Source organism: Streptomyces atriruber (assembly GCF_001418325.1).
GTDB lineage: Bacteria > Actinomycetota > Actinomycetes > Streptomycetales > Streptomycetaceae > Streptomyces > Streptomyces atriruber.
Genome location: NZ_LIPN01000308.1, coordinates 22,717 through 33,983 on the forward strand (window position 1 = coordinate 22,717; position 11,267 = coordinate 33,983).

Annotated in this window: 6 protein-coding genes; all 6 read right to left on the reverse strand. The window is 71.3% G+C overall.

The window, feature by feature from the left end:
• Positions 1-22 precede the first annotated feature (22 nt).
• Entirely contained in the window at positions 23-835 is an 813-nt protein-coding gene (locus AOK03_RS28665; protein ID WP_157869105.1) for a hypothetical protein, read from the reverse strand.
• Between the two features lie 49 nt (positions 836-884).
• Positions 885-1,415, reverse strand: a complete 531-nt coding sequence (locus tag AOK03_RS28670; protein WP_055568258.1) for a hypothetical protein — start codon at positions 1,413-1,415, stop codon at positions 885-887.
• 27 nt (positions 1,416-1,442) lie between these two features.
• Positions 1,443-3,020, reverse strand: coding sequence for a phenylacetate--CoA ligase family protein (locus tag AOK03_RS28675; protein WP_167355652.1), 1,578 nt, complete (start codon positions 3,018-3,020; stop codon positions 1,443-1,445).
• A 9-nt stretch (positions 3,021-3,029) separates the two neighbouring features.
• A complete protein-coding gene (locus tag AOK03_RS28680) occupies positions 3,030-4,388 on the reverse strand; it encodes a pyridoxal phosphate-dependent decarboxylase family protein (RefSeq protein ID WP_157869107.1) in 1,359 nt (452 codons plus the stop codon).
• Positions 4,389-5,334: 946 nt separating this feature from the next.
• Positions 5,335-7,533 (reverse strand): glycosyltransferase family 39 protein, encoded by a 2,199-nt coding sequence (locus tag AOK03_RS28685; RefSeq protein ID WP_055568261.1) that lies wholly within the window; start codon positions 7,531-7,533, stop codon positions 5,335-5,337.
• A 174-nt stretch (positions 7,534-7,707) separates the two neighbouring features.
• The gene (locus AOK03_RS28690; RefSeq protein ID WP_055568262.1) at positions 7,708-11,229 is read right to left on the reverse strand and encodes a WD40 repeat domain-containing protein; all 3,522 of its coding nucleotides are present in this window, start codon (positions 11,227-11,229) and stop codon (positions 7,708-7,710) included.
• Positions 11,230-11,267 lie beyond the last annotated feature (38 nt).

An 11,267-nucleotide genomic window follows, 5' to 3' on the forward strand; every position in this document is an offset into this window, starting at 1 on the left:
TGCCTCCTCTTCCGGTGGTGGCTCAGGCGTCGCGGCCGGGGCGCGCGGCAGGGGGGATGGGCAGCTGGCCGATGCCCGCCTTGGTGAAGGCGTTGCGCCGCGGCTCCGAGGTGATCTTCAGGGACGACGCGCACGTCAGGTTCACCGGATCCCACCGGAGTTCGCCGTTCGTCTGCGCCAGCTTGTGCAGCTGGATGCGCATCATGTACGAGTACGTCCCCGGACGGGACGTGTCGACCGTCGCCGACCAGTACCAGCCGTCGGTCACCATGTCCGGCGAGCCGTACTCCGCCGGGTACATGATCTTCGAGTCCACGGCCTCGCCGTAGATGTCGGTGATCACCGGCGCCGGGTAGCTCGCCGCGGCCGTCGCGTCCTCGGTGACGACCTGGCCCATGACGTCCACGATCTTCTGCCCGGACATCCGGCCCCGCGTGCGCCGCGTGGTCTTGACCCGGGTGCCCACATTGCGCCGGATGCGGTTGAGCTCGGCTGCCGCGTCGGCGCTCGGCACCGTCGACTTGGCCGCCAGCTCCGTCAGTTCGGCGAGGGCGTCCTCGTCGGTCTGCCGGGCCCGCTCGACCTCGTAGCCGCGCGGCACGGTCGGCGGGATGGAACCCAGGCTGTACGGCAGCCAGTTGAGCACCTGCTCGCTGGCCTGGGAGCCGTCCCGCCAGTAGGAGCCGTTGATCGCGGTCACCAGCTCGCCGGTCCCCTGATTGTCGGAGCCGTGCAGCTTCATGTTGTCGAACAGGTAGGTGTTGCCTTCGAGCGTGCTGGACGCCAGCGCGTTGCCGACGTCCACGAGCACGATGATCGCCAACTGTTGGGGCATGATTCCGCCTTCGTCGTCGTTCCCGGCTTTGCCGTCGTCGTGCCGGCCGCTACTGGCACATCAACGCGGGTGAATCGATGGACATGACGCTGTTGGAGCCCTCGTACATCTGGAGTTCGAGCCGGTACCGGTAGGGCACGCCCGGTGTCATCCAGTGCGGCACCACCCCGGTCCACACGTCGAGGTCGAGCTTGTCGCCCTCCTGCTCCTGGCCTTGGGCCGACTGTCCGTGAGCCGGTCGGCCCTGGGTTCCCTGGCCCTGGGGCGTCTGCCCCTGAGCCCCGGCGCCCGCGCCCCCGGGCGGGGTCGTGGCGGGCCCCGACGCGGCCGCGCCGTTGTGCCCGCTCGCCGGCATGAACGAGATGTTCTTGATCTCGACCGGCGTCTGCAGGTCCAGGGCGAGCGCGGTCCAGGAGACGACCTGGCCGGGCTTGACGACGGTGACGAGGTCCGCCGTGCCCTGATGAGTGCTGTCGAATGCCCCGTCGTCCACCATGCAGAGGTTGCCGTCGAGCAGCGTCTTGACCGACAGCGCTCCGATGACGTCCACGACGGCGATGATGTTCACCTGCGTTTTCATACCGCTCCTGTTCATTCCACTCCCTGCCTAGCCGCGGTCCCGGACCAGCGGGACCTTTCCGACGGCGGTCCGCTCGATCTCCGCGGACAGCCTGGGCACGAACTTGAGCTGGAGGGTGTATCCCGTCTTCTCGATCGACGCGGCGTTGGCCTCGCCGTGGTTGAACAGCGAGAGGGCGCGCGGCAGTGCGTTCACGAACACCTGCTGGAGCCCGTAGGGGCCGAGCACGGAGTCGGCGCGGTAGCTCAGGCCCAACACGTCGTCGACCGCCGCGTACAGAGTGATCGTCTTGCCCTCGCGGTGGTTGACGAACTGGATGTCGTGCGCCACCGCGTCCAGGTCCACCACCTCGGCGGCCTTCAGCTCCTCGCGCAGCGCCGCATAGGCCCGCGCTCCCGAGTACTGGCTGTCGTTGAGGTGCAGTACGTCCCCGGTGCGGCCCGCGAACTCGAACTGCCGGGTCTTCAGACCGGGCCCGTCCGTGCGGGGCCGGTGGATCATCCGGTCGCCCAGCTTCAGCCGCAGCAGCGGTGTCTCGTGCGCGTGCAGCCGCGTGACGACGAGCTCGCCCTCCTCGCCCTCGGGGACCTGGCGGCCCTCCTCGTCGACGATCTCGATGAAGTGCAGGCCGGGCACCGCGGACAGGTGGGGCGACGCGGCGTCGAGCTGCAGGCCGATCGTCTCCGCCTGGGTGGCGGCGAAGTAGCTGAGGATCGAGAGGTTCGGGTACAGCGCCTGGAGCTCCACCCGCTTGCGCTGCGGAAGCACGCCGCTGCCGTACAGGGCGACGCGGAAGCTGTCGCGGTACTCCTGGCGCATGCCCGCGCCGAGTTCGGCGAGGATCGCGATGCCCGCCGAGATCCCCATCAGGGCCTTCGGGCCCCGGTAGGAGAACATGTGCTCGAGGACGGGGGCCGTGACGGGGCCCGCGCCGACGTAGTTGACGCCCGGCACGTGCTGCAGCACACCGCCGACCATGGTGCCGCTGCTCCACATCTGGTAGTCGGCCAGGGTGGTGAAGAGCCACTTGGGATCGCTGCCCGCCAGGTGCCGGGCGAGTTGATAGGCCCCCATGAAGCGGCCCGCGATCTCGTAGGTGTCCTTCAACTCCCGCAGGGAGTAGACGACTTCGAGCGGCATTCCGCCACTGGTGCCGCCGCTCGCGACGATCTCGAACTCGCCGCGGGTGAGGGGCACCACCATGCCCGGCCGCGTGTCCATGAAGAAGTCGCGCTGGACGTCCTTGTCCGACAGCGGGATGCGCTGCCACTCCTCGTACGTCGCGGGAGCGTGCGGGACGCCGGCGCCGCGCAGCCGCTCCCGCCACAGCGGGTTGAGCATCACGGTGTTCACCATCTGCTGGAGACGGCGCAGCACGACCGCGTCCTGGATCTCGTGCGGGATCTCGCTGTACAGCGTCTGGCAGACCCGCTCGCACTCGCGCATCTTGCTCGCGAACGAGGGGAGCACGGTGACGGCTTCGACGGACTCCGGCTGCAGTTCCCAGTCGGGGATGAGCCAGTTGGCCAGTTCGCGGGCGCCACCCGGAGCCGGTGCGGGCGGTGGAACATGAGGTACCTGTGGAGCGTGAGATGTACTCAACATCCGTCCCCTCTACGCTTTTTCCGTTCCCTCTTCTCCGTCGAGCAGGTCCTGCGCCGTCCTTTTGATTTCGGAAAGCAGCATCCGGAAGTGCTCGCCGGTGATCTGGTGGTTCATCATGACCACGCGCAGTGCCGCCACCCCGTCGAGGTTCACCTTGGAGATGAAGAAGTTCCCCTCGAATTTGATGCGGTTCCTGATGGCGATCTGCAGATGGTGCACGTCCTTCTTCTGGAGTCGCCTGCCGAGTTTCTCTTCGAGATTGGCCGGGTGGTAGCGGAAGCAGAGGATGTTGGCTTCCGGGCGGTGCAGGGTCTCGAAGTCAGGGTCGGCCCGTACGGCGTCGTGGGCCTCCTGCGTCAACTGGCAGAGATACTCGATTTTCTCCGCGAACAGGGCCCGTCCGTAAATGGCCCACAGCGCCCACAGTGTCATGATCATGGGACGCTTCGTGCACTCGAAGTTCTTGCCTCCGCTGTCGAATGCGGTATAGACGTCCTGCTCCTCGTCGAAGACGTAGCTGGCCTTCTGCCGGAATGCCGAGAGGGCGGTCTCCTTGTTCCGGTAGAAGAGCATCGTGCAGGGCGCGGGCACGAACATCATCTTGTGCGCGTCCCAGGTCAGGGAATCCACCTTCTCGATCCCCCGCAACTTGTCGCGGAGCGCGTCCGACACCAGCAGGCTCGCGCCGTGCGCGCCGTCGATGTGCAGCCAGATGCCCTTCTCCCGGGCCACCTCGGCGAGTTCGTCGATCGGGTCGAAGGCGCCCACCGACGTGCTGCCCGCGGAGGCGACCATGCAGAACACCTTGAGGTTCTGCCGCTCGGCCGCTTCGAGGGTGGCGCGCACCTCGCCGGGGCAGATCTGCTGCTGCCGGTTGAGCGGCAGGCGCACGAGCTGTGCGTCGCCGATGCCGAGCACACCGGCCGCCCGCGCCACGCTGTAGTGCACGTCCGCGCCCACGGCGATGGCGGGCCGGGGCTGGCCGCGCACCGCCGAACCGCCCTGTGACCAGTACCCCGGCAGCTTTTCGTTCCTGGCCGCGAGCAGCGCGGTCAGATTGGCCAGCGAGCCGCCCGATGTGGTGATCATGGTGAAGCGGTCCGGGTCCCACCCGATGAAGCGGTTCAGCTCGTCGGCCATGATCCGCTCCACGGCGTTGGGCAACTGGCCCGCCTCGTAGAACGAGGACGGCTGGTTGACCACGGAGCTGACGAAGTCGATGACGCCGGCGAGCGGGACGACTCCGGAGAACTGCCGCCCCATGTACCCGGGGGAGTGGACCTGGATCCCGGTCCGGACGTACAGGTCGATGATGCCCGCCAGTCGCTCCTCGTCGAAGGCGGCGATCTTGTCGTGCTCGGTCGTCATGAGGGCCCTCGCGGCCTGCGAGAGCCTGGCCGGCTCGATCAGTTCGAGGCCTCTGATCGAGATGTCCGACAGGTGTTTCTCCAGCTTGGCGAGAGCCGTTTCCGAGTTCTCCCTGAACTGCTGCGGATCGAAAGCGTCCAGCAGGAGTGCGCTCCGATCGGACAGTAGGCCACTCCGTTCCGATCCGGGATCACTCGAGCGAGATTCCGTCACTAGGGTCCCCCCTTGGAAATGCCCCGTGTACCCGACATGGTTTTTCCGCTGCGCGCCGAACGGGTGGAGGCGGACCTTTCGTAGGCGTCGCGGCAAAGACTTGCCGTCCGGCTGATCAAACCGGACGGCACTTCCTTTTCAGGCGGCGCGCGTTCGGCGCAGGCCGCACGGATTCCCCCTCGAAGATTCTGCGCAGCTGTCATCTCCCCGGCATGGTCAGTGCCTGCCCCCACAGCGACCACCGTAGGCGTCGTCCATTAATCGAGAAATCGAAAGTCCGAGTTCTGTCCGAAAGGGAGCGCGGACCATCTGATGGTTCGTCACTCAACAGTTGTCACACCCGCAACCGTAGGCCTCGGAGGCTCCAGAGGGGCTCCTCGTTTTTCGGACACCATGCTTCCGGCATGTGCGCGACGGATAGGCGAAAGGGCAGGACCGGAGACGGCCGTCCGGCGGTGCAAGGGCTTTTCTGCCAACCTCGGCCGGGGTCGCGGGGGAGCCCTTGCCGTCCTCCCGGGGCGTCCCGATCGGGGCGGATATTTCCCGCTCCGTCACGACGATCCGGCCACGCGGACGATGTAGCGGCCGGATGTTCGAATGGCGCGGAAGGGTGTGCCGCCGCGACTTCGGGGTGCGGTGACCGTGTCGGCGGGTGTCGCCGGGACGGCCACCGCTCCTCCCCCGGCGGGTGGGCGTGCCGGGGCGGGCGGCACGCCGTGCGGTGGCGCTGGGTTCAGCGGCTCGTGGCGTCGGACGGTTCGCAGCGGTAGAGGGTTTGCGCGGGTGCCCTTGGGGTCTTGGGGGTCTTCGGGTTCTTCGAGTTGCTGCCGCCGGTCGCTCCGTACGCCCGTGGATCGACCCCGGCGCAGGCCGACGCGACCCAGGCGCTGATCTTCGACGTCCTCGTGCCCTCGCCGGTGACCAGGGCGAAGCGGAGGTCGCCGGTGGCGACGAGGTGCCGGTACTCGGCGAGGGTGACGGGCTCGGCGTGCAGTCCGCCGAGCGGCAGGACCGGCGTGCCCGCCGCGTAGACGTACGGGGCCGAGGCCTCCCAGGTCTCGGTGGACAGCGTGTACTTCGCGGCGCCGTCGCGCTTCTCGACGTATCCGAGGAGCCTGCTCTGCTCCTTCGTCGGCGAGGTGCGGACCCTGACGTCGGCCGCGCGGACGGTCCGTTTTCCCGTCGAGATCCGGGTGTCGTTGCCCGGCCCGGCGTAGGCGTCGACCGCGCTGCCTCCGTACCGTTCGTCCAGCACGGACAGCGACCACGTCGTCGGCGCGGCGAACATCGCGACGCAGGCGGCGAGCAGCCCGCCGAGCGCGACCCTGCGCCGGGCCTTGCCGGTGCTGAGGGCGACGACGGCGGCGAGCGCGGCCGCCACCAGCAGCGGGACGAGCCAGGGGGCGAAGTCGGCGTGCTGTGCGGCCAGCCGGACCGTCCAGGCGGTCTCGACCACGACGACCGCGGGCAGGACCCAGACGCGGGCCGTCCCCCGGGCCGCGGCACGGTGGGAGCGCCACAGGGTGACGGTCCCGGCGGCGGACAGGGCGACGAGCGGGGGCGCGAGGACGGCCACGTAGGCGGTGTGGGGAAGGTTGCCGAGGGCGCTGAGCACGGCGGCCGCGGTGACGAGCCAGGTGCCCCACATCAGATGACCGGCCCGCCCCGGGTGGGTGCGGGAGGCCTTGCGGTGCCGTACGAGGCCCATCACGAGGGAGATGAGGGCGAGCGGGTACAGCCAGGCGATCTGGGGTGTCAGACGGGGGCTGCGCAGGAGCTTGAGCCACAGGTCGGCCCTGGAGGGGGACTTCGGGCCGATCCGGCTTCCGGCGGTTGCGGCGTCGGCCGACTGCCCCTGGGAGGGGCCGCCCGACGGGCGCGGTGCGGGTCCGGGTGCCGGTGTCGCGCCGCGCCTGTCCCGGCCCGCCCCGTCCGGTCCCGTTCCCGTGCTGTCGCCGGTCGTCGGGGGCGTGCGGGTGGACGGCGTGTGGCTGGACGGCGGGCGGGTGGGGCCGCCGTTGCCCCAGAGCCCGTTGCCGCTGACCGGGGCCGCCCCGTCGACCAGTCCCGCGTGCAGCCGGTTGAAGCCGTTGTAGCCGAAGACCATGGCGGCCGCGCTGTTGTCGGTCGAGCCGTCCGCGTACGGGCGGTCGCGCTCCGGCGTGAACGTCATCAACGCCACCCACGACAGTGACACCGAGAGCATCACCGCGCCCGCCAGGGCCAGTTGACCGATCCTGCGCCGCAGCCGGACCGGTGCCGCCACGAGATAGCCGGTGCACAGCGCGGGCACGACGATCCAGGCCTCCATCATCTTGGCCTGGAAGCCGAGCCCGATCCACAGCGCGCTCAGCAGCAGCGAGCGCAGCCGGGCGGATCCGACCGCCTTCTGGTACTGGTCGGCGGCGAGCACGAGGCACATCGTGACCGAGCCGTCGAGCATCGCGTGGCCGAACATGGAGGCCGCCACGGGCGTCACCGTGAGCAGCCCCGCGGCGAGCAGTCCGGCGGCGGGCCCCTGCCAGCGGCGCACCAGCCGGTACATCACCAGCACGGAGATCACGCCCATGACGCACTGCGGCAGTGCCAGTGCCCAGTCGTGGAAGCCGAAGATCCGCGCCGAGAGCGCCTGCGGCCACAGGAAGCCGCCGATCTTGTCCAGGGTGAGCGTGGCGGACGGATCGAGGCTGGTGAACAAGAACGCCTTCCAGCTCACCGACATGCTGCGCGCGGCAACCGAGTAGTACGGGGCGAAGCCGCTGCTCGTGATGTTCCACGTGTAGAGCAGGGCGGCGAGGCCGGCGATGCCGAGGAGCGCGGGCCTGGCCCACGGGGGCTGGCCCGCGGGCGAGCGCCAGAACCACAGTCGGCTCCGGGGCGCCCGGTCCGGCGAGGGCCGGGGCGCAGGGGGCGCGCTGGTCAGGGAGGTCATGCCCCTTGCTTCTACCGGTACGGGATTGTCCGGGGTCGGACGCCGAGCACCGGACATCAAGCTCCGGACATCAAGCTCCGGACATCAAGCTCCGGACATCAAGCTCCGGACATCAAGCTGCGGACATCAGGCTCCGGACAACATGACGGCGTGGCCCCCGGCCGTCGGACGGCGTCAGCGCACGCAGGCCCTGCGGGGCCACTCGCCGCCCGGGGCGTTGAGATAGCGGGCGCGTTCCGCCCGGCTGAGATCCCTGCGCAGCGAGCGGCAGATCCGGTCGACGGCCTCGTCGGTGCCGCGGAGCACGCTCCACAGCCGCAGCGTGCCGTCCTCGCCGCCGCTGGCGACGGTGTGTCCGTCCGGGCTGAACGCCACGGCCCACACGGCCCCTTCGTGCCCGGTCAGGACGGAGTTCTGGAGCCCGGTCGCGGCGTCCCACAGTCGCACGGTTCCGTCCCGGTCCCCACCGGCGACCGTCCGCCCGTCGGGGCCGAACGCCACCGACTGGGCGCCGCGACGGTTGCCGGTCAGCGTGGCGCGGGCCGTGCCCGTGGCCGTGTCCCAGAGCCGCACCGTGCCGTCCTCGCTGCCTCCGGCGACGGTGTGTCCGTCCGGGCTGAACGCCACGGTCCGGACGGGGGACCCGGTGCCGGTGCGGAAGGCACGGGTCTTGCCGGTGGCGGCGTCCCACAGTCGAAGGGTGCCTCCGTCGCCCCCGATGGCGAGGGTGTGTCCGTCGGCCCCGAACGCCACGGACCAGACGGATTCCCGCTGCCTCTCCGACATGCCGCGGGGCTCACCGGTCTCCGCGTTCCACAGCCGTACGTCGCCGCCTCCGCCGTCGTGGCCACCGTCACCACCGGCCGCGACCGTGCGCCCGTCAGGGCTGAACGCCACTGAGCGAACAGCTCCTTGATGCCCTGTCAGCACACTTCGCGTCCTGCCGGTCGCGGCCTCCCGCAGCCGTACGGTCCCGTCGTCGCCGCCGCTGGCCAGAGTGCGGCCGTCGGGGCTGAACGCCACCGCCCGCACGCCTCCTTGGTGCCCCGTCAGCATCCTCCGCGTCCTGCCGTTGGCCGCGTCCCACAGGCGTACCGTGCCGTCGCGGGCGCCACCGGCCACCGTGCGCCCGTCCGGACTGAACGCCACCGCCCGTACGGCGCCCTGCCGACCCGGCACCGTGACCCGCTCCCTGCCGGTCGACACCGCCCACAGCCGCACCGTGCCGTCACGTCCGCCGCTGGCCACCGTGGACCCGTCCGGTCCGAACGCCGCGGCGGGCACCGAGCCCCGGTGCCCGGCCAGCACCGCGCGCAGCGCCCCGGTCGCCGCGTCCCACAGTCGTACGGTGCCGTCGTGCTGGCCGCTCAGCACCGTACGGCGGTCGGGGCTGAAGGCGACCGACTCGGCGTCCCTGCGGCGTTCGGCGAGCGCGCCGCGCTCCTTGCCGGTGGCCACGGCCCACACCCGTACGGTGCCGTCGCGGGCGCCCCCGGTCACCGTCCGGCCGTCGGGGCTGAACGCGACCGACGCCACGGCACCGCGTCGCCCGGTCCGCAGGACCCGCGCCTCGCCGGTCGCCGTGTCCCACAGCCGCACGGTCCCGTCGTCGCCCCCACCCGCGGCTGCCGAGCGCCCGTCCGGGCTGAACGCCAGGGTGCGCAGGGCGCCTTGATGACCCTTCAGCACCCGCCGTTCCGCACCCGAGGCCGCCGACCACAGGTGTACGTTCCCGTCGCGTCCACCGCCCGCCACCGTGCGCCCGTCCGGACTGAACGCCACCGCTCCCACATCGCCCCGACGGCCGGTCGACAGGGTGCGCGACGACCCGGTGGCCGTGTTCCACAGCCGCACGGAGCCGTCGTCCCCGCCGCCCGCGACGGTTCCCCCGTCAGGGCTGAACGCGACTGCGTGCAATCTGCCTTGACTGCCCGTCAGGACCTTTATCGGCTTGCCGGTCGCGGTGTTCCACAGCCGTACGGTTCCGTCCTGGCCGCCGCTGGCCACGGTCCGGCCGTCGGAGCTGAAGGCCACCGCCGTCACCTCGCCCCGGTGTCCGTCCATGCGCTGCTGCAGCGGGAGCGAGGCCGCGGCGAAGAGACCGGCGGTGGCCTCGGCGGTGGGGCGGATCCGGTAGGCGTACACCGCGAGGAGCGCGGCGAGGTCGGAGTCGGCGGAGAGAAGGGCGGTCGACTGCGCGGCGAGCTGCCGGGACAGGGCGCTGCGCTGCTCCGCGACGGCCTCCCGCCGATCGCCCTCGCTGGTCCGGTACTGGTCCCAGGCGAGCAGGCCCGAGAGCAGCGCGAGCAGCAGCAGGACGGACAGGGCGAGGGTGAAGCGGCGCAGCCGCCGTGTGGTGCGCGCCTCGGCGAGCCGCTCGCGCTCCCGGGCGGCGGTGCTGGCGGCGAGGAACTCCCTTTCCAGTACGGTCAGTTCGCTGCCGCCGAAGGGATGGCCCGTGGAGGTGAACGAGTCCTCGGCCGCGTCGAGCCGCGTGCCGCGGTACAGCGCCCCCGGGTCGCGCCGCTCGCGGTCCCACGCGGTCGCCGCGTCGCTCAGCCGCTGGCGCAGCAGCAGCCCCGCCCGGTCCTCGTCGATCCAGTGGCGCAGCCGCGGCCAGGCCTGCAGCAGGGCCTCGTGCGTGAGCTCGACCGTGTCCGTGTCCAGGGTGATCAGGCGGGCCCGGGCCAGCGCGTCGAGGACCGTCCGCACGTCGGCGGGGCCGGAGCCCGGCGGGCCCAGGGAGTCCAGATCGGCGCGGGCCGGTCGCCGTCTGGTGGCGTCGGTGCCCTCGCCGACCGCGACGAGGCGCAGCAGGAGCGCGCGGGCCAGCCGCCGCTGTCCGTCGTCGAGCCCGGCGTGGACCGCCTCCGCCGTCTGGCCCAGGGCATGCCGGATGCCGCCCGCGGCCTCGTACCCGGCCAGCGTGAGCGTGTTCCCGCGGCGGCGCCGCCAGGTCTCGCGCAGCGCGTGGGAGACGAGCGGCAGCACCGTGGCGCGGCCGGTGGCATCGGCGATCACCCGGGCGAGCAGCGCCCCTTCGATCGTGCAGTCCGCGCGTGCGGCGGGTCGGCTGATCGCCCGGCGCAGCTCGTCGGTGGTCATCGGGCCCACCAGCAACTGGGCGTCGCGCATGGCCTCGACGAGCTCCGGGTGCTCTGCGCAGCGGGCGTAGAAGTCGGCGCGCACCCCCAGTACGACGCGCGTCCTGCTGTTGGGCGTCCGGGCCGCGGTGAGCAGGGCGGCGATGAACCGGGTGCGTTCGTGTTCGTCGGAGCAGAGCGTGAAGATCTCCTCGAACTGATCGACGATCAGCAGGAGTTCGGCGTCGTCCGGGCGGTCTGCCAGCGCCTTCAGCACGGTCAGGTGCAAGGCGCGCGGATCCGTCGCGAGGTCCGCGTGCAAGGTCGTCGCGGAGCTGTCGGTGGCGGCGGCGAGACGTGCGGCGCACTCCTCCAAGGGGTGGGCGCCGGGCGCGAGAAGGACGGTGCGCCAGCCGGTCGCGCCCGTGCCCCCGCCTCCGTCGCGCACACGGGGCAGCAGCCCCGCCCGCAGCAGCGAGGACTTCCCCGACCCGGACGCGCCGAACACGGCGAGGAAGTGCCGGGCGCGTACCCGCCCGACCAGGTCGTCGGTGAGCTGTTCGCGCCCGAAGAACCAGGCGGCGTCCTCCGGTTGGAACGCAGCGAGACCCACGTACGGCCCCCGCTGCTCCGGCCCCTCGGCGCCGAGGG

Excerpts from the sequence above, each read along its gene's own strand:
- AOK03_RS28680 (WP_157869107.1), bottom strand. The coding sequence starts at position 4,388 with ATGACGACCGAGCACGACAAGATCGCCGCCTTCGACGAGGAGCGACTG.
- AOK03_RS28665 (WP_157869105.1), bottom strand. The coding sequence starts at position 835 with ATGCCCCAACAGTTGGCGATCATCGTGCTCGTGGACGTCGGCAACGCG.
- AOK03_RS28670 (WP_055568258.1), bottom strand. The coding sequence starts at position 1,415 with ATGAAAACGCAGGTGAACATCATCGCCGTCGTGGACGTCATCGGAGCG.
- AOK03_RS28675 (WP_167355652.1), bottom strand. The coding sequence starts at position 3,020 with ATGTTGAGTACATCTCACGCTCCACAGGTACCTCATGTTCCACCGCCC.
- AOK03_RS28685 (WP_055568261.1), bottom strand. The coding sequence starts at position 7,533 with ATGACCTCCCTGACCAGCGCGCCCCCTGCGCCCCGGCCCTCGCCGGAC.